Here is a 22,888-nt window from a genome sequence, read left to right as displayed (position 1 = left end):
GCGCGTCAATGCGGAACGGCATAACCATCATGGATTAACCATGGGGGGATCGACCCAGCCCACATTGCCGTCCGCCCGGCGGTAAATGATGTTCACACGGCCGCTCCCACCGTGCTGGAAGACCAGGCAGGCTGCGCCGGTCAGGTCCAATTCCAGCACCGCCTCGCTGACCGACAGCCGCTTCAGCGAAGTGGTCGCCTCGGCGATGATCACGGGACTGTATTCGGTGACTTCCCCTTCGCCTTCCGCCGGCGCCTCGATCACATAGCTTGGCGCATCCAGGGGGACGCCGTTGAGCTCGGCAAGGGCGGCGGAGGCCGCGTAGGCCTTGCGGGCCGAGCGGTCCTTGAGCCGGCTCTTATAGCGGCGCAGGCGCTTCTCGATCATCAGGAGCGCGGCGTCGGCGCTGGCATAGGCGTCGGGGGCGTTCGAATCCGCTTCCAGCGTGATCCCGGAATCCAGGTGCAGCGCACAGTCGGTGCGGAAGCCGAAGCCGTCCTTGCTCAGCGTGATATGGCCGGAATAGTTGCCGTCGAAATATTTCTTCAGAACCTCATCGGTGCGCTCGTTCACGCGTGCGCGAAGCGCCTCGCCGATTGAGATGCTCTTTCCCGAGATTCGAAGGGTCATTGCGTGCCTCTATGCCTATGAACCCCCCGATCGCTTCGGAGGGGTGCCAAGACTAGCGCGATTTAACGCGAACGCAATTACACCGGTGCGGTATCGCGCGACCGGTCAGGAGAGGAAGCAGGTGCTGAAAGGGCGTTTCCAAGCATGCTCTGTTTGTTGCGGCGGCGCTGCACCGAGGAAGGAATTCGCATCGCTTCGCGATACTTCGCGACGGTGCGGCGGGCGATATCAATGCCCGACGCGCGCAATCGTTCCACGATCGTATCGTCAGAGAGGATCGCGGCCGGCGATTCGGCGTCGATCAACTGCTTGATGTGATGACGCACGGCTTCGGCAGAATGCGCCTCGCCGCCGTCGGCGGAGGCGATCGACGCCGTGAAGAAGTACTTGAGTTCGAAAGTGCCGCGATTGGTCGCCATATATTTGTTGGCGGTCACACGCGACACCGTCGATTCGTGCATCTGGATCGCATCCGCCACGGCTTTCAGATTGAGCGGCCGCAGGTGCGCCACGCCGTAGGTGAAGAAGCCGTCCTGCTGGCGCACGATCTCGGTTGCAACCTTGAGGATGGTGCGGGCCCGCTGATCGAGGGCGCGCACCAGCCAGGTCGCGTTCTGCAGGCAATCCGTAAAATAGGACTTGTCGCCGTCCTTCCGGATCGTCTTGGACAGTTCGGCATAATAGGTCTGGTTCACCAGGACGCGTGGCAAGGTGTCGCTGTTGAGCTCGACATGCCAGCCGCCATCGGGTCCCGGCCGCACATAGACGTCCGGCACCATGGTTTGCGTCCGCGACGTGCCGAACTTCAGGCCCGGCTTCGGATCGAGCCTGCGGATCTCGCCGATCATGTCGGTGATGTCTTCGTCGTCGACGCCGCACAGCTTCCGCAGCGATGCGATGTCACGCTTGGCGAGGAGATCGAGATTTTCGACCAGGGCTTGCATCGCCGGGTCGTACCGATCGAGTTCGCGGAGCTGGATCGCCAGGCACTCGCTCAAGTTTCGCGCGCAGACGCCGGGGGGATCGAATTTCTGCAGCACCGAGAGCACTGCATCGACCTCCTGCTGCGGCGCACCGAGCCGCTCAGCGGTCTGTCCGAGGTCAGGCGGCAGGTAGCCGGCCTCATCGACGAGGTCGATCAGATACTGCCCGATCATACGCTGCGAAGGCGAGGCGAACGCGACCGCAAGCTGCTCGGCGAGATGGTCGGCAAGCGTCAGCTCGGCGGCGACAAAGGCTTCAAGGTTGTAGTCCTCGTCGCTCGAGGCACCGCCGCCCCATTCGGTATAGGCGGTCGGAGCCGCGTCTTTCGCGGCACGTTCGGCAGCCTCCGCCGGCTCCTCGGAGAAGACATTTTCGAGCCCGGTATCAAGCGTCTGCTCGATCTCGGCGCGGCTGCCGAGATCGCGGTTCAGCCATTCCTCCTGGCCCGGCTCGAAGCCGTCGGCGGAACTCGCCTCGCCACCGGCTTCGCCATAGCTGGAACCGTCAGGGTCAGAAAATTCCTGCCGCTCCATCGCAGGCTCGCCCGGCACCGGCGGTTCCGGACCGTCGCTGCTGCGTTCCAGCAGCGGGTTCCGTTCCAGCTCCTCCTCCACGAAGGCCGAGAGGTCCAGGTTGGACAATTGCAGCAGCTTGATCGCCTGCATCAACTGCGGCGTCATTACCAGCGACTGCGACTGGCGGAACTCTAGTCTCTGGGTCAGTGCCATGGAGGCAAGAACGGTCCAAAAAGAAGTTGGCTCGATTCTTGCTTAGCCTAGTCCAAGGCCAATGTACACGGCTTGACGGATCGGAAAGAAGGACTAGAGGCGGAATTCTTCGCCAAGGTAAAGCCGGCGGACATCCGGATTGTTGACGATCTCATCCGGACTGCCTTCCGTCAAGATTTCCCCGGCGTAAACGATGTAGGCGCGGTCGGTCAGACCGAGCGTTTCCCGCACATTGTGGTCGGTAATCAGCACCCCGATACCGCGATTGGTCAGGTGGCGGACCAGATCCTGGATATCACCGACCGCGATCGGGTCGATGCCGGCGAAGGGCTCGTCGAGCAGCATGTAATTGGGCCGCGTCGCCAATGCCCGGGCGATCTCGACGCGGCGGCGCTCGCCGCCGGATAGCGCGATCGACGGTGTCTTTCGCAACCGCGTTATGTTGAACTCGTCGAGCAGCGCATCGAGTTCCGCCTCGCGCTTCTTCCTTGAAGGCTCGACCACTTCAAGCACTGCGCGGATGTTCTGCTCGACCGACAATCCGCGGAAGATCGAGGCTTCCTGCGGAAGATAGCCGATGCCGAGGCGGGCGCGCTGATACATCGGCAGTTTCGTTACATCGTGGCCATCCAGCTCGATGGCGCCGCGATCGGCCTTGATCAGCCCGGTGATCATGTAGAACACCGTGGTCTTGCCGGCGCCATTGGGGCCGAGCAGACCGACCGCCTCGCCGCGGCGGACATAGATGCTGACGCCGCGCACGACCTGGCGGCTGCCGAAACTCTTTTCCACGCTATGCACAGCCAGATAGCCCGGACGCCGGATCAGGCGCGGCGCCGCACTGGCTGCCTTGGTCTTTGCGGGCTTGGCGGCGCGCGGGCGCGACCTCTCCTCCCTGGGCGGCTCGTGCGCCGGTTGCGGATGCGGCACTTCCAGGCCGGGCATCGGGGCGGCACGCGCCACCGGCGGCGTATCCCGGACAGAGCTTGTCAGCATCTCGCCAAAGGAATCGTCGAGCGCGGTGATGTCCTCACGCGAACGCGCGAAGCCGGAACTGCGTTTCGCAGGGCGCCTTCGGAACATGCCGAATATGTCCACCATCCCGCTTCGCCAGCCTTTCACGGTGTCCCCGGGGACTACGCCCGCGGCCTAATCGATTCGCTCGCGAACCTTGAATGTGCATGGATGCCGCTGCCCTGCGGAATCGCTCGCCCACCCCCTGGCGCGTTCCACCACCGGACGTCCACTCTCTGTTCGGAAAACCGGTTCCCATTTTTCCGGATCATGGCCTAGATACAGCCTCGCCCCGCCGGCTTCAACCTCGCCGCCTCAAGATATTCAGTAAGTCATTGATTTATTTCGACTTACTGGACGACGATCCGCCAGACGGGCTAGCGGGCGGGGGCGGGCAGCCCCCTTGCCCGCCGCCGCCTTGCCCGCCCTGTCCCTGCTGGATCAGGGCCTGCACCCTGCCGCTATCGGATTCCACGCGCGAGACGCCGGTCGTCATGTCCACCAGCAGCCGATCGCCGCGCAGCACGTTCTTGCACTGCGTCAGCACGACGCCGCCGAGCATGGTGATGAGATTGGCCTTGGTGTCGAAGATCGCGGTCTCCCCGGTGACGACCTGGTCTTTCTGGGTGACCACGACGTTGCCCTTGGCCTCCAGCCGCTTGATCGAGGAGCTGCCGCCCGGCCCCGGCTGGGCCGACTGCATCGGCGCAGATTTTGCGCCCTTGGCATTCGACGGCGGCGGCGAGCTTTGTCCCGAACTCGATTCATAGAACACGACGAGCGTCTTCGACGTCATGGTGGTGTCGCCCTGTACCACCTTCACATTGCCCGAGAATGTCGCTTCCTTTTTCTTGTCGCGCATCTCGAGCGCCGCCGCCTCGATCTGGATCGGCTGGTCGCGATTCTGGGTAAAGCCCTGCATGGCGTTGGGCACGCCGGAGACTGCGCCCTGCGCGCGCACCGAACCCGGTGCGATCATCGCGAGCACGAAGGCCGCCGTTGCAACACCGCGCGAAGAAAACTGCTTCATGAAGATCATTTCGTGTTGGCGGACTTGCCTGAGCCCGAGCGCGTTTTCTGTGGTGGCGGCGGCGCAGGTGCGGGCGCCGGCTCTGGTTCAGCCTGGGCCGGCGGATTATCCATGATCAAATTCATCACGACATTGCCTTCGAAGCGCACGAGCTCGCCGTTGTTGTAGATCCGGAGCTTGTCGGCGGTCAGCGTGCCGTTCAGCAATTTGACGTCGACATGCTCGTCCGACGTCACCGTGCCCTTGTTCATATCGACGAAGGCTTGCGAGAGCTTGGCCTCATAGCCGGTCGACGATTGCAGGAAGATGTCCTTGCGCAGGTCGAGCTGCTGCTGCTTGCTGTCGAAGAAGCCGGTGCGCGCATCCAAGGTCACCGTGGTGCGGTCTTCCATCAGCATCTTTGCGCGCAGGGTCTGGAGCTCGACATGATCGGGATCGGTGAGGTCCTGGATCGCCGCCTTGGCCCAGAGCTCGTATGGGCGCTGGTCCGTGGAGAAGCCTGCGAGGTGCGGCGATTCCATCGTGATCTTGGTGCCGGAGACGACCAGGTTGCCGATGTCGACCGGCAGCTTCGGCAATAGCATGCGGAACGGATTGAAGACCGACACCCCAACGATCGCAAGCAATGACAGCACCACCGCCGCAGGCACCGCGATGCGCAGAATCCGCACCATCCGGCTGTGGCGCTCGGCGGCGGCAAAGCGCGCCTCGAGGCCGGCTAGATAGGCTGGGGTCTGGACCGAATTCACCGCTACTCCAAGGGCGCGAAGTCTGGCAAAGGCTTACATCATTCTACCCGGGAACGCCGGATTGCGCAGCCGGGACGTCGCGTCGCGACTGCCGCACACTCGCGTTACGAGTGTGACCGAAACGGGGCGGACGGACGCCTTATCACGCCCGCCTCGGACAGGTTCAGGAATGCGCAAAAATATCTTCGGCTTCCCAGCCGCCGAGATCGAGCCGGGCGCGGGTGGGCAGGAATTCGAAACAGGCTTTCGCCAATTCAGTACGACCCTCACGCGCCAGCATGGCATCGAGCTTTTCGCGCAGCGCATGCAAATGCAGCACGTCGGACGCGGCATAGGCAAGCTGCGCCTCGCTCAGCGTCGGCGCGCCCCAGTCGCTCGATTGTTGCTGCTTCGACAGTTCGATATTGAGCACCTCGCGCACCAGATCCTTCAGCCCGTGACGGTCGGTATAGGTGCGGCTGAGGCGGGACGCGATCTTGGTGCAGTAGACCGGTGTCGGCATCACCCCATAGGCATTGTAGAGCGCCGCAAGGTCGAACCGCGCGAAGTGGAAGATCTTCAGGATATTCGGATTGGCGAGCAGCGCCTTCAGGTTCGGCGCATCGCCGGGCGCCGTTGGCACCTGCACGACGTCGGCGGTGCCGTCGCCACCCGACATCTGCACCACGCAGAGCCGGTCGCGATGCGGATTGAGCCCCATGGTTTCGGTGTCGATCGCAACGGCATCCTTGTAGCGGGACAGGTCCGGCAAATCGCCGCGGTGCAGGCGAATGGTCATGAAAGCGTGCCTCGGTCAAAAAAGTTCGATTCGAGGCGCGACACTAGCCTCCAAAGCGCGAGGAGGCGAGCGCCGGGAGGCCCTCAGATGCATCAAAAACGACCATTTATCGGGGTTTTCCGTTGTACCAAGCAGGGCAGTCGGGTGGCCCGCAAAGGATGTGCCACGGCCCGCGCTTGTCCTTGTAGAAACTAGGGAATTTTGCTTCGTTTGTTGATAGGATCGAAGAGGCAGGAACCGGGTGAATATGCCGTAACCTGGGTTGCGCGCTGCGCTCCATCCGGGCCACCGGCTGCAAGCTGGACCAACGGAGCAAACCCGTGCACAGCGAGAATCGACAGGCTCATTGGCAAAGCGTCTACACCAGCAAGTCCGAGAACGAAGTCAGCTGGTTTCAACAGAGCCCAACTCCTTCAATCGAATTGATCATGCAGGTCGGAGCGACGCGCGCCTCCGCTATCATAGACATCGGCGGCGGTGCTTCACGTTTGATCGATAACCTCATCGAGAATGGGTTCGAGGATGTGACTGTGCTCGATATATCCGAAGCTTCGCTGCAGGTTGCCAGAGCCCGTCTTGGGGACCGGGCTACAAAGGTCGATTGGATCGTCGCTGACGTCACGACGTGGGAGCCGCGAAAGACCTACGACATCTGGCATGATCGTGCCGCGTTCCACTTCCTGACGGAGCAGCGCGACCGTACCGCCTATATCGACTGCTTGAAGCAAGCGGTGAAGGTTGGAGGCCACGCGATCATCGCCACCTTTGCATTGGACGGACCGGAGCGCTGCAGTGGCTTGCCTGTGGTGCGCTATGACCCTGAAAGCCTCGGCCGGATTCTGGCTCCCGCGTTCCAGCTCACCGACCACCGACAACATAGGCACGCAACGCCATGGAGCACGCAGCAGTCGTTCCAGTTCAGCCTGTTCCGCAGGACCGCCCTCCCCTGACTTTGGCAGCGTCTGGACTTTAGCTCGCCCACTTTGTACGGACGATCTCCTCCCGAAGAGGCCGGGAGATCGGGATACGATCAGGACGATGCGCCGAATACCCAGACCGCTCCAATCCATGAAGCTCCTGCTCGCCTGGATGATGCCGCAAGGCACGTCGTTCCAGACCTATGCAACAGGGTCGAAGCTGCGCTTCTTCGTCCAGTGCCGCGACGTCATCGGCCGTCACATCGCAAAATATGGCCGGTTTGAACCGCAATTGACCGACTGGATCGGCGAGTACCTGCAAAACCGACCGAAGGGGATCGTCGTCGACGTCGGCGCCAATCTCGGCTGGCACGCGGTGCATGCGGCTCAACATGCCTCCGTCACCACCGTGGTGGCGTTTGAACCGGATGCGACCAACGCCTGGCTGCTCGATCGCAATCTCACGATCAACGACATCGACAAGGTCGTTGTCTATCCTTGCGCGGTTGGAGCCAGCGTCGGGCACGCGCACCTGCACCGCTACAAGAGATCCAACAATGGGCGCCACTCTCTGATCAAGAACTATGGCCTGGGCTCGCGCATGGTCCCGCTGACCGATGTCGATTCCGCGCTCGACGCCCTTGGGCTGGCGCAGGACAGAATTTTATTGATGAAGATCGATGTCGAGGGCTTTGAGCCCGCGGTTCTGGCCGGCGCCGTCAAGGCACTCGAGCGCGCCGATGTCGTCATCACGGAATACTCTCCTCAATTGAGCCGCAACGGCGATCTGTCGGTCGAAGGGATGGTCGATCGGCTGCTTGCGGCTGGATTTGTCCCGCATCAGCTTGCTGGCACGTCATCCAAGACTGTCCGCGTTGAGCTCAAGGATCTGCGCCGCATCGAAGACCAGACCGATATCCTCTGGATCAAATTGACGACGAACGGTAGCCCGATGGCCGCATCCGCGCAGGCCGAGCCATCTGCGGGATGACGCATGCCGAGGCTGTCCCTCATCGTCATCACCAAGAACGAAGAGCATTGCATTGCGCGGTGCCTACGTTCGGTCGATGCGGATGAGATCATCGTGGTCGACAGCGGCAGCACCGATCGAACGGTGGAGATCGCCCGCGAGATCGGCGCGCATGTCGTCGTGACATCGGATTGGCCGGGATACGGGCCGCAGAAGAGCCGCGCGCTCGAGCTGGCGCAAGGCGACTGGGTTTTGTCGCTCGACGCCGACGAATGGATCGAGCCGGAATTTGGGAAGCGCGTCAGGAGCGCCATCAACGCAGTCGACGCGCCTGCCGCCTACCAGACGCTGCGGCGATCGCGTTTCTGCGGCAAGGCGCTGAGATTCGGGGGCTGGTCTTCCGACTACATCGTTCGGCTATTCCAGCGCGGACAGGCCCGATTTTCCGACGATTTGGTCCACGAGGGGCTGATCGTGGACGGCCCGATCAGGCGGATCGATGTCACCATCGAGCATGATTCGATCGAATCCTGGTCCGACGCCGAGGACAAGATCGACCGCTATTCCCGGGCCGCGGCCGAGCAGATGAACGCCCGCGGCCGCCGCGCGGGCCCATTCGCTGCGCCGTTGCATGGTCTGGCCGCTTTCCTGAAAGTCTACGTTCTGCGCCTGGGCTTCCTGGACGGAGCCGCCGGCTGGGGCGTGGCCCAGTACAACCGGCAATATTCCGCCGCGAAATGGCGGCGTCTCGCGGAATATTCAGCGCAAGCCAAGCGTGAGCGTTGATGGCAGCGAGCCGGAGAGCTTGTTCACATGCTCGGCGGCCTTGCCGTTAACGATTTGCGGCATGGCTGAGGGCGGCGCTAATTGCCTGTGCCAACCGTCCCCCGTCTCCTCGCCGCCTTCAGATCAGCGATTGCCTCGTCCATGATCGTTGTCGGCACGAAGCTTGGCGGAAACGAACGCGGCGGAAACTCCTTGAATGTAGCCACGAACTGGAAAACATCGTCCATTGCGCCGTAGACCCCACCGATCTGATTGAGATTCCAGTCCCAGTAGGTGTTGGAGGTGATGTCCGCCCGCTCGAACGGATCCTGGAACAGGTTGTAGATCTTCTGCAGGCGCAATCTCGTGAAAGGCTCGGCCCAGACCTGCAGCTGCCCCGGAGCGCGTTGCTCGGCATAGACGTATTTGTAGTCGCCCTTTCGAAAGGCGACGAGCAGACCATCATCGTCGGCGTAGAAGAACTTGTCGCGGGCGCTCTTGACGCCGTTGTTGTTTGCCGCAGTGCCGCTCACGTTGCGGAGAAATTGCGACTGATCGTAGCCGTCGAGATGCACCTTGTAGTCGATGCCGTTGGCGGTGTAGCCGGCGCGCAGCTTGTTGACGATATCGCCTTCTCCGGCGATCGCGCACAGCGTCGGTATCCAGTCGTTGTGGCTCATGAGCTCATTGGTGACCGTTCCGCCCCTGATCACGCCGGGCCAGCGAACCAGGCAGGGTACGCGGAACGCGCCTTCCCAATTGGTGTTCTTTTCCGAACGAAACCAGGTCATGGCGCCATCCGGCCAGGTGTTCATGTGAGGTCCGTTGTCGCTGGTGTAGACGACGATGGTGTTGTTCGCGATGCCCATGTCGTCGAGCGCGCGGAGCAGGGCCCCGATCGTGTCGTCATGCTCGATCATGCCGTCGACATACTCGCTGTCGCCGTGCGTGTAGCGCCCGCGATGGCTGTCGCGCACATGCGTTCGCAAATGCATGCGCGTCGAATTGAACCAGCAGAAGAAGGGCCGACCCGCCGATTGCTGGCGCTTCATGAAATCGATCGCCGCCGCCGAGGTCTCGTCGTCGATGGTCTCCATTCGCTTCTTGGTGAGCGCGCCGGTATCCTCGATCGTCTGCTTGCCGATCCGTCCGAAGCGCGGATCGACCGTCGGATCGTCGCGGTCGCTTGCCTTGCACCTCAACACCCCGCGCGGTCCGAATTTGGCGCGGTAGGCGGGATCCTTCGGATAGTCGGGCAGCTCCGGCTCTTCCTCGGCGTTGAGGTGGTAGAGATTGCCGAAGAACTCGTCGAAGCCATTCACGGTCGGCAAGGTTTCGTTGCGATCGCCGACGTGATTCTTGCCGAATTGCCCGGTCACGTAACCGAGCTGCTTGAGCAGGCCGCCGACTGAAGGATCACGCTGGCTCATTCCCATCGGCGCCCCGGGGAAGCCCACCTTCGTCAGTCCGGTCCGGATTCCATGCTGCCCGGTCAGGAAGGCCGCTCGACCTGCGGTGCAGGACTGCTCGCCATAGTAGTGAAGGAATCTGATCCCCTCGCGGGCGATCCGGTCGATATTGGGCGTCTCATAGCCCATGAGACCGCCGGAATAGGCGCTGATATTCGCGATGCCGATGTCGTCGCCGAAGATGACGAGAATGTTCGGCTTGCGGTCGCCGGGCAGTGGCGATGCGGCGGGAGCCGGCGCGGCGGACTTCTGGTCCTGGCCGAGCGCCTCAGAGGCCAACGTTGCGGCGACCAGGGCCGTCCCGCTCAAAAGCAAGTTGCGGCGATCGAGAAACGACTGTTTCCTCTCCGAATTCATCGTTCACTCCCATTTCTGACTACGCACCTGAAACCGACATGGCTCGTCGACGTGTCGACCGGTTCGGCATGCCGGGCGGCGGGCCGATACCGGCGGCAATAGTTCGGCGCGCACAGATGCGAGCCGCCCTTCAAGACTTTGCGGGGGATGCGGATGTTCGGTTGACCTGGATCAAAGCTCGCGCGCTCGGGGCCGCCGCGCGGATTCTGCGGAATGCAGCAAGGTTTGGCGCTGTCAGCTTCGTGACGGGCCGACCACCAGTCGGCGGTCCATTCCCAGACATTGCCGATCATGTCGTAGATGCCGTAGCCGTTCGGCGGAAATGCCGTGACGGGCGAGGTACGCGGAAAGCCGTCTTCGCAGATGTTCTGGATCGGGAAGTCGCCTTGCCAGGTGTTGGCCATGTGCCTGCCGTCAGGCGTCAGCGTGTTACCCCAGGCGTATTCCTCACCATCCAGACCGCCGCGCGCGGCAAGCTCCCATTCGGCTTCGGTGGGAAGCTGCTTATCTATCCATTTGGCGTAAGCGAGCGCGTCGGCATACGAAACGTGCACCACCGGATGGTCGTCGTGGTCCTTGATGTTGCTTCCGGGTCCGTACGGGCGCCGCCAGTTGGCGCCCTTCATGAACGTCCACCACTGGCTCCAGTCGCGCAGATCGTGCACGCGACGCGGCGGCGAGAACACCAGCGAGCCGGCATAGATCATCTTCGGCAGGGCGCCGGGATAGTCTTTCGGGTTCGGTGGAATCTCCGCATTGGTGACGTAACCGGTCGCGTTGACGAACGCCTTGAACGCGCGGTTGGTCACCGGCGCGCGGTCGATCCAGAAGCCGTCCACGCTTACCCGATGGCTGGGCGCCTCTTCGGGGTAATGATTGTCGGACCCCATCCGGAAAGTGGCGCCGGGAATCCAAACCATGTCACCGGCGGCGAGATCGGTCGGCCCTCGCGTGCCTTCGCTGCCCGGCTCCAACATGCGCACTTCCCGACACGGATCCGCGACTGTCGCCTGCACGTCCCCGAAATTCAGTCCGCGCCGTCAAGGACGTAACGGCAATCTACCACAGGTGGCAAACGAGAAAAATGTCACCGCTACTGACCTATAGCGTTGAGCACCAGGACCGTAGCTCGGCTGAAGCGCCAGCGTGATGGGGGGCTGCTCATAGCCGATCGCGCAGATTTCCGGTTGTGCGTTCCGCTCCAGCCCGGTCAGCAATCTGCGGCTCCAAATCAGTGATTCAACCCCTTGCAAAGAAGAGTGGTGCCCAGGAAAGGAATGAATGGTTGGACCCATTAGTCATTGAAATAATTAGCTCTTTTGTCCTGACAATTCAAGATGTTTACCAGTCTCGTTGCGCATCTACCCGCGCCGGGCATATATGGAATCGTGTATCGTATCCACGCTTCGCGTGTTAGTATCTACTTCTTCGCGCGATTCAGGTGGTCTATCCGAACATGGCATTCGACGTAAGAAAGCTCGGTGGCGGCAAGCCGCTCGGGGGCAGCAATATCATTGACCCTCGTAAAATCTTCGGAACGCTAGCGCGGAACCCTCGCTTTCGGCGACCTTCTGACGAGCAAGGCGAGGTCCTTGATAAGTGGTTCGCCGTCAGGACGCAGCCTGACAATACCCTGAAGATGAACACCGGGTCTGGGAAGACCTTAGTCGGGCTGCTCGCTTTGCAGAGTTCCCTAAACGAGGGCGTCGGCCCGGCTGCCTACGTCACTCCCGACATTTATCTAGCCAGACAGGTTATAAGAGAAGCCAACGAACTCGGCATAGCTGTGACCGACGATCCTAGAAGCGCGGCCTACGTATCGGGCAAAGCGATCCTTGTGATCAATGTTTACAAACTCATCAACGGTAAATCGGTTTTTGGCGTGGGAGCGGAGGGATCGAAGATTCCTATCGGCTCACTTGTGGTTGACGACGCACATGCATGCCTCGCTGTCGTCGCTGCTCAGTTTACTATTGCGCTGTCATCTAAGGACGCTGCTTACGGTGAACTACTGAAACTGCTGCAAGACGATCTTAGATCGCAGTCCGAGATTGGGCTACTTGATATTCAATCAGGCGACCCGCAAGCCGTGATGCTGGTCCCGTTTTGGGCGTGGAAAGACAAACATTCGCAGATTACAAAAATCCTGCACACCCATCGTGAGAGCGACGATCTTCTTTTTGTTTGGCCGCTCCTGAAGGAGGTCATCCCGCTTTGTCAGTGTGCGATTGGTGGGCGGGGCCTTGAGATCGCACCGCGTTGTTTGCCCATCGATGAGATTCCAAGCTTCGTTAACGCAAAGCGGCGCATCTACATGACCGCGACACTCGCCGATGATGGCATCTTGATTTCACACTTTCAGGCAGACCCAAAAAGTGTGGCGACACCCATCAAGCCGAATGGCGTAGGCGAAATTGGGGACCGAATGATCTTGGCTCCTCAAGAGATCAACCCTCAAATCGTCGAGGGCGACATTAAAGGATTGGTTGCCGATATTGCGAAGCACCACAATGTGGTGATTATCGTCCCTTCGAAAAAACGCTCTTCCTATTGGTCGGATGTCGCCGCGCAGACTTTGGATGCCACGAACATCGAGGACGGGATTGCTGAATTAAAAAACGGCAAGCATGTCGGCATCACCGTCCTTATCAACAAATACGATGGTGTAGACCTACCTGGGGATGCCTGCCGTCTTCTGGTGATCGATGGCCTCCCGGAGGTCTTCGGCCTGATTGAACGAAACGAAATGGTAGTTCTGGACGGCACCGACATTCAGCTCCTTAGGCAAATGCAACGCCTAGAACAAGGCATGGGGAGGGGCGTGCGTTCGGGAGAGGATCACTGCGCCGTTCTGCTAATCGGCTCTCGCCTTACACAGCGCATCCATTTGCAAGCTGCGCGATCAAAATTCACACCGGCGACGCTGGCCCAGTTGGATTTGTCGCGCGAAGTGGCAGAACAGATTGCAGGGCAGCCCATATCGGCCTTCCGGCCTGTTCTGGACTACTGCATCAAAAAGGACCCCGATTGGTGGCGCACTGGGCGAGAGCGTCTCGCTAATGCCGCAGAAGGCGCGGCCAGCTTTGTTGATCCTAACGTCGCTGCGATTCGGAGTGCGTTCGATTTAGCCAGGGGGCAGCTTTTCGACAAAGCATGCACGGCGCTACAGACTCCTATTAACTCTACGGGTGAGCGTCGCGTGAAGGGATATCTAAAGCAACAGCTCGCTGAGTACGAGCATCATTTGGACCCCACCAAGGCACAGCAGACGCAGCTTTCGGCTTATCAAGACAATCGCCGAACGCTTAGGCCTATCAAGGGAATAACCTACAACAAACTCTCGCCACCGGCTGCGGAACAAGCGGCTGCCGCCCTACAATTCATGAAAGCCCGATTCTTGGACGGCAATGATCTAGTGTTGTTCGCGAATGCCCTAGCCGATGATCTCGACTTTTACGAAGATGACTCCAAGCGATTTGAAGCTGCAATGCGCGAACTCGGATATTTCCTAGGGTTTGGATCGCAAAGACCGGAATTGGATATCGGAAAGGGCCCGGACAATCTTTGGGCAGTGGGAGGGCTGCACTTCTTTGTGATCGAGGACAAGAACGGAGCCACGTCGGGCATCATCGCGAAGTCCGATTGCAATCAGTTGCTCGGTTCAATGGAGTGGTTCAGTCAGGCTTACGACAATAGCTGCACGGCCACGCCGATCATGGTCCATCCAGAGACCAAATTTGATCAGTACTCATCACCAAGCGCCGATTTCCGGATACTTGACAAAGTAGGGCTGAAGAAACTGCGCGAAGCTATCAGGGCTTACACAACATCCGTCGCCGCCTCGAACAGTCTCTCAGACGAAGCCAAGATAAGAGACCGACTAGCTCAGTTCGGCTTGTCAGGCGCCAAATTTGTTGAGACGTTCACGAGAGGATTTACAAAAGCGAAATAGGTCCTCGGAGCCGAAGCAATTGTGCTCCTCCACCGCTGCGGCGTTGTGGCCAGGATCGTGTCCCGTGGCGTGGTGTAGCTGAGTGCGGGTCACCGCATTCGCCGGCATGGGCCGGATCGGTCAGCTGGCGAGCGCCGGGAAGCTGACGGCGGGAAGCGCGTGGCTTCCGGGTCAGGCGAGTAGTCACCTGCGGCATTGCGCTGGCGGCTCCTGAAGGCGTCCCTCAGCGCCATCCAAAATGCCGTGAGCAAGAGGGCACGTGATTCCCTGTCCACCCGCCGAATGCCCTTGGTCAGCAACAGACGATCCACCAGGGATCCAAGGGGCCTTTCCAGGCGCGCGGGCTCGCCATCCTCGCCCACCTTCTCCCACATTGCTACCACAGCCGCCCAATAGGCCTCCTGCTCGTCATGGCTCTCCGTGTCCGGCGACCAGCCAATTCCGGCCGTGTGCGCGATGGCGACACTGCGAGCGCGGCTCTCGCTGTCCGCCCATACGCGATAAAGTTGACCCGCGAGCGCCGTGGGCCGCCGGTGTGTCAAGTGAACGGGATCGTCATTGCGGAGCGCCTCCCAAACGGTTTCCAGGTAGGCCGCGATCGCCTGACGGGTCTTTATCTCGCTGCGCGCTGCGGTGCGCAGGAAAAAGCGGACAGCCTGAGCGCTCTCGCTAGGCGTCACAAAGACGAAGCCGTCAACGAGAGGAATCGCAAGCGGATTGCCGATCGCATCGTCGCGAATGTCTGCCGGACTACGCTGCACGAATAGCGAAAATCGAGACCCGTCCCGGCGCGTCGGCCGAACAACCCTGAACAGCAATGTTATGCCCCATTGTTACACAGTCGGGGCCGACACAACACTCTGAATGGGCTTATCTATCTGGAATTACTTAATGTCCAGAAATGAGTGGTGCCCAGGAAAGGACTCGAACCTTCACGGCCGTGAGGCCACTGGCACCTGAAGCCAGCGCGTCTACCAATTCCACCACCTGGGCACGTGGCGGGGTTAGTAAGGATCGGTCGCGCGCTTGTCAAATAGACGATTGGAAACTCAAATAGTCTGTACAGGGTGACCGCGATGGCGTATCGCGACATCCGGCCCAACAGGCTCCAAAATCGCAGCTATTTCGACCCGCAGGAACTGACCCATGGCATCGAACCTGGAAACGCTCGTCACGGTTTTCGGCGGATCGGGCTTCCTGGGGCGGCACGTGGTCCGGGCGCTGTGCAAGCGGGATTACCGCATCCGCGTCGCCGTCCGGCGGCCGGAATTGGCCGGGCACCTGCAGCCGCTCGGCAAGGTCGGCCAGATCCACGCCGTCCAGGCCAATCTGCGCTACCCGGCCTCGGTGGTATCAGCGATGCGTGATTCGCACGTGGCCATCAACCTGGTCGGCATCCTCGCCGAAAGCGGCGAACAGACCTTCGAGGCGGTCCAGGCCAAGGGCGCCGAGGCGGTGGCCGCCGCTGCGAGCGCCGAGGGCGCCCGCGTGGTGCATGTCTCGGCGATCGGCGCTGATGCCGATTCGACTTCCGCCTATGCCCGCGCCAAAGCGGCTGGCGAGAAGGCGGTGCTGGCGGCCTCGCCATCGGCCACCATCTTGCGCCCGTCACTGGTGTTCGGGCCGGAGGATCAGTTCACCAACCGTTTCGCGGCGATGGCCCGGATGTCGCCGGCGATCCCGCTGGTCGGCGGCGGCCTGACCAAGATGCAGCCGACCTTTGTCGGCGACGTCGCCACCGCGGTGGCCGATGCCGTCGACGGCAAGACCAAGCCCGGCGCGACCTACGAATTGGGCGGCCCGGAAGTGCTGACCATGCGCGAGATCATGGAGACGATCCTTGAGATCACCGATCGCGACCGCGCGCTGGTCTCCCTGCCGTTCGGCCTTGCCAGGATCCTGGCCGCGTTCCTGCAATTCGCGCCGGGCGCGCTGAAGCTCACGGCGGATCAGGTCGAGCTGCTGCACAAGGACAATGTGGTGTCGGATACGGCCAAGGCCGCCGGCCTCACCTTCGAAGGGCTGGGCATCACCCCCGATTCGCTGGAAGCCATCGCTCCGCAATATCTCTGGCGCTTCCGCCCGGCCGGGCAGTTCGAGCGCAAGAACGCGTATCGTCCGCCGTCCGGGGCTTGACCGGCGACGTGTAATCACAAATGTCGATGTGGCGCGAAGCTCGGGCCGCAACCTCCCGCCTCTCCCCTTGTGGGAGAGGCCGGATTTCGCGCGCCAGCGGGAAATCCGGGTGACGGGTTTCTCTCCGCGAGTGCGGCGGTCCCTTGAGACCAACCCCTCACCCGGATCGCATTCCGCTTCGCTGCATGCGCTCCGGCCTCTCCCACAAGGGGAGAGGCGGAACGGAGCAAGCGTAGAGATTCGTACAGCTGCCGGACCCTTACCTCCCCAGAGCCAGCGCGATCAGGCCGAGCGTGCCGACGATCACGCGCCACCACGCGAACAGGGTGAAGCCGTGGCGCGTGACATAGGAGAGGAACGTCTTCACCACGACCACGGCGGTGACAAGCGAGACCACGAATCCGATTGCGACGATCCATAGATTGTCCGTCGTCATCTCGGCACGGTTCTTGTAGAAATCATAGGCGAAGGCGCCGATCATGGTCGGGATCGCCAGGAAGAACGAGAACTCCGCCGCCGCGCGCTTGTCGGAGCCGAGCAGCATCGCCGCGACGATCGAGGCGCCGGAGCGCGACACGCCCGGGATCATCGCGACGCACTGCGCCATGCCGATCCACAGATACATCAGCAGCGGATATCTCGTCGCGTCATGTTCGCGCGGCTTGAGCTCAAGCTGATCGACCCACAGCAGGATGGCGCCGCCGACGATGAGCGAGAAGCAGACGATCCATGGATTGAACAGAACACTCTTGATGTATTTGCCGGCAATGAGGCCGACGATGACCGCGGGCAGGAACGCGACCAGCACGCCGATGACGAAGCGCCGGTCATCGGCGTTGGAGAACATGCCGAGTGCGACACGCGACAATTTGCCGAAATAGAGTCCGACGATGGCAAGGATCGCGCCGAGCTGGATCAGCACGGTGAAGCTGTCCCAGAAGGCACCTTCACCGAGACCGAAGAATCGTTCCGCCAGCAGGAGGTGGCCGGTCGATGAAACGGGCAGGAACTCCGTGACGCCTTCGATTATGCCCAGAATCACCGCACGTAACGTATCGGTCATCATGATGTGGCCTGCTTTTGCTGGAGAAATCGGGTGCTTCTCGCCTATTCCCCGTTTTGCTGCAATCGCTAAAAACGCCAAACATGGGTTGCCTGATTCGTCTGATTGGCTAGAGCATGATCCGGAGAAGTGGCAGGCCGGTTCTGCGCAAAGATCATGCTCAAACAAAGACATGGGACCACGATCCGATTTCATCTGATCGCATCGTGAATTAGTGTCCCGGGTCTGCCGCGGCTTCGACAAGATCAGGCCGTGAACTGCTGAAGGACTTCATGTACACGCTGTTTCATCATCCGTTCTGTCCGCATTCCCGTTTCATTCGCCTGGTGCTCGGCGAATACGGGCTCGATCTGCGGCTGGTGGAGGAACGGGTCTGGGAACGTCGCGAGGCCTATCTGGCGCTCAATCCGGCGGCAACGACGCCGACCTTGATCGCCGAGGGTTTCCCGCCGGTTCCCGGTGTCGGCGTGATCGCCGAATATCTCGACGAGGCGCATGGGCTCAACGCCGGCGACCGGCGCCTGATGCCGACCTCGATGGCCGAACGCGTCGAGGTGCGCCGGCTGATGTCGTGGTTCAACGACAAGTTCTTCGAGGAGGCCTCCAATCCGCTGGTGACCGAGCGCATCTACAAGCGTTTCATGAGCGAGGAGGATGGCGGAGGCGCGCCGAATGCGGAGGTGCTCCGCGCGGGCAAGGCCAATGTGCGCTATCATCTGACCTATATCGGCTGGCTGGCGCGGACGCGGAACTATCTCGCCGGCGACCGGCTCACTTACGCGGATCTCGCCGCCGCGGCGCATCTTTCGGCGATCGACTATCTGGGCGACGTGCCATGGAGCGAGGACGACGCAGCAAAAGCGTGGTACGCGCGGGTGAAATCCCGCCCGTCGTTCCGCCCGCTGCTCAGCGAATGGCTGGCGGGCGTGCCGGCGTCGCGGACCTATGTGGACCTCGACTTCTGACCCCACCGCCCAAGCTTTCACCGGCCGATCTCAGATCCGCGCTCGAGCACGAAGCCCGCGCGCTCGGTTTCGATTGTATCGGGGTCACCGATCCCGGCGCGATCGGCGGCGCGGCGAAATATTTCCGCGAGTTCCTCGACCTGGGCGGCCATGGCGACATGGATTGGCTCGCAGCGCATCCTGAGCGCCGCAGCGATCCGCGCGTGCTCTGGCCCGGCGTGCGCTCGATCATCATGCTCGGCGTCAACTACGGGCCGGACCAAAACCCGCTCGAGATCCTGAAGCGCCGCGACCGCGGCGCGATCTCGGCCTACGCGCAGGGCGATGATTATCACGACGTGATCAAGAAGCGGCTGAAGGCGCTGGCGCGGTGGCTGGTCGCGGCCAGCGGCGATGAAGTGAAGGTGTTCATCGACACCGCGGCCGTGATGGAAAAGCCGCTCGCGCAAACCGCCGGCCTCGGCTGGCAGGGCAAGCACACCAATCTGGTGTCGCGCGACTTCGGCTCATGGCTGTTCCTCGGCGCGATCTTCACCGCAAGCGAGCTGCCGCGCGATGCCGCCGACATCGATCATTGCGGCTCCTGCACCGCCTGCCAGGACATCTGCCCGACCGCGGCATTTCCCGCGCCCTACAAGCTCGATGCGCGGCGCTGCATCTCCTATCTCACCATCGAGAGCAAGGGACCGATCCCGCGCGAATTCCGCAAGGCGATCGGCAATCGCATCTATGGCTGCGACGATTGCCTCGCGGTATGCCCATGGAACAAGTTCGCGCAGACCGGGCGCGAAGCGAAACTCGCAGCGCGCGAGGCATTGCGCGCGCCAGTGCTTGCCGACCTCGTGCGGCTCGACGATGCCGCGTTCCGCGCGCTGTTCTCGAAATCGCCGGTCAAGCGCATCGGCCGCGACCGCTTTGTCCGCAACGTGCTGATCGCGATCGGCAACTCCGATGATGCCGCCTTGGCCGGCGAGGCCGAGCGCTTGCTCGACGATGCAAGTCCGCTGGTTCGCGGCGCAGCGGTGTGGGCGTTGTCGCAACTGATGGAGCCACAGGCATTTGCCGCGCTGGCCTCCAAGACAGTCGATGCGGAGACCGATCAGCGCGTATGCGAAGAGTGGCGGCTCGCGGCCCTTACTTCATGAGATGCCGCGCCATTTCGGGACGCGCCTTCAGCGCGGCGCCCTGCTTGGCGACGATCTTTGCGATTCGCTCCGGCGCAAAGTGCATATCGACGAAGGCAGGCGCGGTGTTGGCGACCTCGTGATATTCCGCGATGCGGCCATTGCGAAGGGTCATGATGGCGACGCCCTCGAACATCGCCCGCGCGCCACCTGCCTCCGGCAGCGTCGAGCGGTAGCTGAAGGTGTAGCGCGCATAGAGCGTATGGCCGTCGCTGACGGGGTCGTGCATGTCCCAGCGGAAATCGGACGCGGTGCGATAGAACAAATCGTCGATCATGCCAGCGATCTCGGCATGCCCCGTGAAGGCGCCATAGAACACGTCGTGATAGACGCCGTCTTCCGTGAACAAATCAGCGAATGCAGCGCCCTTCCGCTGTTCGACCGCATCGCAGAAGGCGCGAAGCAGGCTCGTTGTGTCCATTGTTATTCCTCCCTGCGCTCTTTTACTATTTGAGCATGATCTTTTCGGAAAACCGGTTCCCACTTTTCCGGATCATGCTCTAGCCCATCTCCTTCACTGCGGCGATGATCCGGGCGATGTCCTGCGGGCGCGACAGACGGTGGTCGCCGTCCTGGATCATGGTCAGCACCACGTCCTCGCTCGGCAGCCGATGCGCCAGCGTGAACGCATGTTGCCAGGGCACGTCGGGATCCTGCGCGCCCTGCAGGATGCGCACCGGACAGCCGACATCGATCTTGGCTCCGAGTAACAAATGATTACGCCCCTCCTCGATCAGCGCCCGCGTGATCGCATAGGGCGTATCGCCATATTGCGACGGCCGCAGCCAGACGCCCTTGGTCTCGATCTCGGCACGAATTTCCGGCGAAAAGCCCTTCCACATCAGCTCTTCGGTAAAATCCGGCGCCGGCGCGATCAGCACCATCCCCGCGAGCGAGGCCCGGCTGTCGGCACGCCTGGCAAGCTCACGCGCCAACAGGAGCGCCATCCAGCCCCCCATGGAGGAGCCGATCACGACTTGCGGCCCGCTGCAGAACCGCGTGAATACTGCGACACTGTCCTCGAGCCAGCGCCCGATGGTGCCGTCGATGAACTTGCCGCCGGATTCGCCGTGGCCGGAATAATCGAACCGGACAAAGGCGCGTTCCTGTTCCACGGCCCACGCGTCGAGCGCGACCGCCTTGGTGCCCTTCATGTCGGAATTGAAGCCGCCGAGCCAGAATAGCCCAGGGTTACGACCTCCGCGCGCACGCACCGCAATGCGGCGGCGTGCGGCGCTGTTCCCTACCTCGATGAACTCTGGTTCCTGGTCGATCGTCGCGGAGGTGGTCATGGGATCGTCATTCTCATCAGTGCGTTTTCGATGGGCACGGGCAAACCGTGAGCAGGGAACGTGTCTCGCCTTGTAGAGTATCCGCTCACCAAATATCTGCCCTATCGCGTGACCTAAATGCCGCGCATTTGACGGTTTTAGGATGCAACTTGCGAGCACGCTTGCCCGTTGCCACGTATTGCTTCAAAATATCGCCTTCCTTCACAACTTTGGAGAGTTACCCATTCGCCGTCCCAATAGAGCCCCGCCCGCTGTCGCCAAAGACGGGCCGCGCACCAACGATGAAATCCGCAACGCGCAGATCCAGCTAATCGACCAGAACGGTACCAATATGGGCACCGTGGAAACCATGGTGGCCATCAAGATGGCCATGGAAGCCGGTATGGACCTGGTCGAGATTTCGCCGAACGTGAGTCCTCCGGTCTGCAAGATCATGGACTACGGCAAGTATAAATATTCTGCGCAGAAGAAAGCCGCCGAAGCCCGCAAGAAACAGAAGGTCGTCGAGATCAAGGAGATCAAGCTCCGTCCGATGATCGACGATCACGACTACGACGTGAAGATGCGCGCGATGCAGCGCTTCTTCGAGGAAGGCGACAAGGTCAAGATCACCCTGCGCTACCGCGGTCGTGAAATGGCGCACCAGGAAATCGGCACCAAGCTGTTGGACAAGGTCAAGGCCGACGTCGCGCAATACGCCAAGGTCGAGCAGGACGCGAAGTTCGAGGGACGTCAGGTCGTGATGGTGCTGGCGCCGCGCTGAGGCGAATTGTCGATCGATGAAAGGAAACGCCCGCCGGACCGATCCGGCGGGCGTTTTCGTTTCCCTTCCGGCAACCCTCCGCCGTCATTCCGGGGCGCGCGAAGCGCGAGCCCGGAATCCATCGGGCGGCTGAGTACGCGGCTAAATGGATTCCGGGCTCGCGCTTCGCGCGCCCCGGAATGACGGCGGAGGGTGTCGGGTCCGCCGGGAGCTCGAAAACATTGACCTTCTGCGGAGGTCGCGCTTGCGGGGGAGGCAAGAGACCCCTTCGTTCCGGGATTGCCAATTCGCCCCTACTCTGCCATAAGCGCAGCCTTCGCCGCCCGGCTGATCAAGGGCTGCCGTGGCGACGTTCTGTGCGGGTTGTTTCATTTGCGAAAAACCTGAGCACATTCAACGCTCTAACGAGCATTTTAGTCGGCCGACGCCCCCCGCGGGGCGGTTTCGTGCTGGCGTTTAAGGAGAGCCAAATGCCCAAGCTGAAGACCAAATCGGGCGCCAAAAAGCGCTTCAAAGTGACCGGTACCGGCAAGGTGATGCACGCCCAGCGCGGCAAGCGCCACGGCATGATCAAGCGGACCAACAAGCAGATCCGCCAGCTGCGCGGCACCCGCGTGCTGTTCAAGACCGACGGCGACAACATCAAGAAGTACTTCTTGCCGAACGCCTGATCGCGCCTGAGCCGAGCTGCGTTCCACACAGCTCCCGTCACCACTTCAGAAATCCAAGGATTTAAGTCATGTCTCGCGTCAAACGCGGTGTGACCGCCCACGCCAAGCACAAGAAAGTCTACAAGGCCGCCAAGGGCTATTACGGCCGCCGCAAGAACACCATCCGCGTCGCCAAGCAGGCGGTCGAGAAGGCCGGCCAATATGCGTTCCGCGATCGTAAGCGCAAGAAGCGCACCTTCCGCGCGCTCTGGATCCAGCGCCTCAACGCCGCCGTCCGCCCGTTCGGCATGACCTACAGCCGCTTTATCGACGGTCTCTCCAAGTCGGGCGTCGTCGTCGACCGCAAGGTGCTGTCGGATCTCGCGATCCACGAGCCGGCCGCGTTCCAGGCGATCGCCGAGAAGGCCAAGGCCGCGCTGGCGGCCTGATCCGGCTCTTCGAAGTTTCTTGAAGTCGTCATGGCCGGGTAAG

Annotated in this window: 22 protein-coding genes and 1 tRNA gene; 10 read left to right on the top strand and 13 right to left on the bottom strand. The window is 61.6% G+C overall.

Going from position 1 to position 22,888, the window contains the following annotated elements; all coding sequences use genetic code 11:
• Positions 1 to 27 precede the first annotated feature (27 nt).
• The 6 genes from hpf to AC5ZG1_RS04180 all read right to left on the bottom strand — a co-directional run bounded on the left by hpf (position 28) and on the right by AC5ZG1_RS04180 (position 5,913).
• A complete protein-coding gene (hpf, locus tag AC5ZG1_RS04205) occupies positions 28 to 630 on the bottom strand; it encodes a ribosome hibernation-promoting factor, HPF/YfiA family (protein ID WP_130229229.1) in 603 nt (200 codons plus the stop codon).
• A 77-nt stretch (positions 631 to 707) separates the two neighbouring features.
• On the bottom strand, positions 708 to 2,342 hold the full coding sequence (gene rpoN, locus AC5ZG1_RS04200) for an RNA polymerase factor sigma-54 (protein WP_496132051.1): 1,635 nt from the start codon (positions 2,340 to 2,342) through the stop codon (positions 708 to 710).
• A gap of 93 nt (positions 2,343 to 2,435) precedes the next feature.
• Positions 2,436 to 3,443, bottom strand: a complete 1,008-nt coding sequence (gene lptB / locus AC5ZG1_RS04195; RefSeq protein ID WP_130229230.1) for an LPS export ABC transporter ATP-binding protein — start codon at positions 3,441 to 3,443, stop codon at positions 2,436 to 2,438.
• A 253-nt stretch (positions 3,444 to 3,696) separates the two neighbouring features.
• A complete protein-coding gene (locus tag AC5ZG1_RS04190; RefSeq protein ID WP_463327379.1) occupies positions 3,697 to 4,395 on the bottom strand; it encodes an LptA/OstA family protein in 699 nt (232 codons plus the stop codon).
• The gene (gene lptC / locus AC5ZG1_RS04185) at positions 4,392 to 5,135 is read right to left on the bottom strand and encodes an LPS export ABC transporter periplasmic protein LptC (RefSeq protein ID WP_028164841.1); all 744 of its coding nucleotides are present in this window, start codon (positions 5,133 to 5,135) and stop codon (positions 4,392 to 4,394) included. Before lptC ends, AC5ZG1_RS04190 begins: the two co-directional genes overlap by 4 nt.
• A gap of 163 nt (positions 5,136 to 5,298) precedes the next feature.
• Positions 5,299 to 5,913 (bottom strand): ribonuclease D, encoded by a 615-nt coding sequence (locus AC5ZG1_RS04180; RefSeq protein WP_028164840.1) that lies wholly within the window; start codon positions 5,911 to 5,913, stop codon positions 5,299 to 5,301.
• A 320-nt stretch (positions 5,914 to 6,233) separates the two neighbouring features.
• Between AC5ZG1_RS04180 and AC5ZG1_RS04175 the strand changes: the two genes are divergently transcribed.
• The 3 genes from AC5ZG1_RS04175 to AC5ZG1_RS04165 all read left to right on the top strand — a co-directional run bounded on the left by AC5ZG1_RS04175 (position 6,234) and on the right by AC5ZG1_RS04165 (position 8,586).
• Positions 6,234 to 6,863 carry a class I SAM-dependent methyltransferase gene (locus AC5ZG1_RS04175; protein ID WP_456644520.1) on the top strand — a complete coding sequence of 210 codons (630 nt, stop codon included), beginning with the start codon at positions 6,234 to 6,236 and terminating at the stop codon, positions 6,861 to 6,863.
• A gap of 118 nt (positions 6,864 to 6,981) precedes the next feature.
• Positions 6,982 to 7,821: an FkbM family methyltransferase gene (locus AC5ZG1_RS04170; protein ID WP_496132050.1), complete on the top strand. Its 840-nt coding sequence runs from the start codon at positions 6,982 to 6,984 to the stop codon at positions 7,819 to 7,821.
• Positions 7,822 to 7,824: 3 nt separating this feature from the next.
• Positions 7,825 to 8,586 carry a glycosyltransferase family 2 protein gene (locus tag AC5ZG1_RS04165; RefSeq protein ID WP_496132049.1) on the top strand — a complete coding sequence of 254 codons (762 nt, stop codon included), beginning with the start codon at positions 7,825 to 7,827 and terminating at the stop codon, positions 8,584 to 8,586.
• A gap of 77 nt (positions 8,587 to 8,663) precedes the next feature.
• Here AC5ZG1_RS04165 and AC5ZG1_RS04160 read toward each other — a convergent pair whose 3' ends face one another.
• Positions 8,664 to 10,391 carry an arylsulfatase gene (locus AC5ZG1_RS04160; RefSeq protein WP_496132048.1) on the bottom strand — a complete coding sequence of 576 codons (1,728 nt, stop codon included), beginning with the start codon at positions 10,389 to 10,391 and terminating at the stop codon, positions 8,664 to 8,666.
• Positions 10,388 to 11,368, bottom strand: coding sequence for a formylglycine-generating enzyme family protein (locus tag AC5ZG1_RS04155; protein WP_496132047.1), 981 nt, complete (start codon positions 11,366 to 11,368; stop codon positions 10,388 to 10,390). The genes AC5ZG1_RS04160 and AC5ZG1_RS04155 overlap by 4 nt, the downstream gene beginning before the upstream one ends.
• Positions 11,369 to 11,847: 479 nt before the next feature.
• Between AC5ZG1_RS04155 and AC5ZG1_RS04150 the strand changes: the two genes are divergently transcribed.
• Positions 11,848 to 14,343: a helicase C-terminal domain-containing protein gene (locus AC5ZG1_RS04150; protein WP_496132046.1), complete on the top strand. Its 2,496-nt coding sequence runs from the start codon at positions 11,848 to 11,850 to the stop codon at positions 14,341 to 14,343.
• A gap of 89 nt (positions 14,344 to 14,432) precedes the next feature.
• On the opposite strand, the gene AC5ZG1_RS04145 is transcribed toward AC5ZG1_RS04150, so the two are convergent.
• Together AC5ZG1_RS04145 and AC5ZG1_RS04140 are read right to left on the bottom strand one after the other, a co-directional pair.
• A complete protein-coding gene (locus tag AC5ZG1_RS04145; RefSeq protein ID WP_496132045.1) occupies positions 14,433 to 15,161 on the bottom strand; it encodes a hypothetical protein in 729 nt (242 codons plus the stop codon).
• An 88-nt stretch (positions 15,162 to 15,249) separates the two neighbouring features.
• Positions 15,250 to 15,336: transfer RNA gene (locus AC5ZG1_RS04140), tRNA-Leu, on the bottom strand.
• 153 nt (positions 15,337 to 15,489) lie between these two features.
• On the opposite strand from AC5ZG1_RS04140, the gene AC5ZG1_RS04135 reads away from it, so the two are divergent.
• Positions 15,490 to 16,479: a complex I NDUFA9 subunit family protein gene (locus tag AC5ZG1_RS04135; RefSeq protein ID WP_496132044.1), complete on the top strand. Its 990-nt coding sequence runs from the start codon at positions 15,490 to 15,492 to the stop codon at positions 16,477 to 16,479.
• Between the two features lie 259 nt (positions 16,480 to 16,738).
• On the opposite strand, the gene AC5ZG1_RS04130 is transcribed toward AC5ZG1_RS04135, so the two are convergent.
• Positions 16,739 to 17,545, bottom strand: coding sequence for an undecaprenyl-diphosphate phosphatase (locus AC5ZG1_RS04130; protein WP_028164835.1), 807 nt, complete (start codon positions 17,543 to 17,545; stop codon positions 16,739 to 16,741).
• A 269-nt stretch (positions 17,546 to 17,814) separates the two neighbouring features.
• On the opposite strand from AC5ZG1_RS04130, the gene AC5ZG1_RS04125 reads away from it, so the two are divergent.
• Positions 17,815 to 18,507: a glutathione S-transferase family protein gene (locus AC5ZG1_RS04125; protein ID WP_028164834.1), complete on the top strand. Its 693-nt coding sequence runs from the start codon at positions 17,815 to 17,817 to the stop codon at positions 18,505 to 18,507.
• On the top strand, positions 18,456 to 19,652 hold the full coding sequence (queG, locus tag AC5ZG1_RS04120; protein ID WP_496132043.1) for a tRNA epoxyqueuosine(34) reductase QueG: 1,197 nt from the start codon (positions 18,456 to 18,458) through the stop codon (positions 19,650 to 19,652). The genes AC5ZG1_RS04125 and queG overlap by 52 nt, the downstream gene beginning before the upstream one ends.
• Here the strand turns inward: queG and AC5ZG1_RS04115 are convergent.
• Positions 19,642 to 20,112 carry a nuclear transport factor 2 family protein gene (locus AC5ZG1_RS04115; protein WP_496132042.1) on the bottom strand — a complete coding sequence of 157 codons (471 nt, stop codon included), beginning with the start codon at positions 20,110 to 20,112 and terminating at the stop codon, positions 19,642 to 19,644. The genes queG and AC5ZG1_RS04115 overlap by 11 nt on opposite strands.
• Positions 20,113 to 20,191: 79 nt before the next feature.
• The gene (locus AC5ZG1_RS04110; protein WP_496132041.1) at positions 20,192 to 20,983 is read right to left on the bottom strand and encodes an alpha/beta hydrolase; all 792 of its coding nucleotides are present in this window, start codon (positions 20,981 to 20,983) and stop codon (positions 20,192 to 20,194) included.
• A 223-nt stretch (positions 20,984 to 21,206) separates the two neighbouring features.
• Here AC5ZG1_RS04110 and infC point away from each other — a divergent pair, with 223 nt between their 5' ends.
• The 3 genes from infC to rplT all read left to right on the top strand — a co-directional run bounded on the left by infC (position 21,207) and on the right by rplT (position 22,845).
• Positions 21,207 to 21,746 carry a translation initiation factor IF-3 gene (infC, locus tag AC5ZG1_RS04105; RefSeq protein WP_130229242.1) on the top strand — a complete coding sequence of 180 codons (540 nt, stop codon included), beginning with the start codon at positions 21,207 to 21,209 and terminating at the stop codon, positions 21,744 to 21,746.
• Positions 21,747 to 22,216: 470 nt separating this feature from the next.
• The gene (gene rpmI / locus AC5ZG1_RS04100; RefSeq protein ID WP_028164829.1) at positions 22,217 to 22,417 is read left to right on the top strand and encodes a 50S ribosomal protein L35; all 201 of its coding nucleotides are present in this window, start codon (positions 22,217 to 22,219) and stop codon (positions 22,415 to 22,417) included.
• 68 nt (positions 22,418 to 22,485) lie between these two features.
• Positions 22,486 to 22,845, top strand: a complete 360-nt coding sequence (gene rplT / locus AC5ZG1_RS04095) for a 50S ribosomal protein L20 (RefSeq protein WP_027581334.1) — start codon at positions 22,486 to 22,488, stop codon at positions 22,843 to 22,845.
• Positions 22,846 to 22,888: the final 43 nt, after the last annotated feature.

The sequence above is a fragment of the Bradyrhizobium sp. Leo78 genome (genome assembly GCF_059512425.1).
Note: the sequence above shows the minus strand (reverse complement) of the source record. Positions and strands in the feature narration are given on the sequence as shown.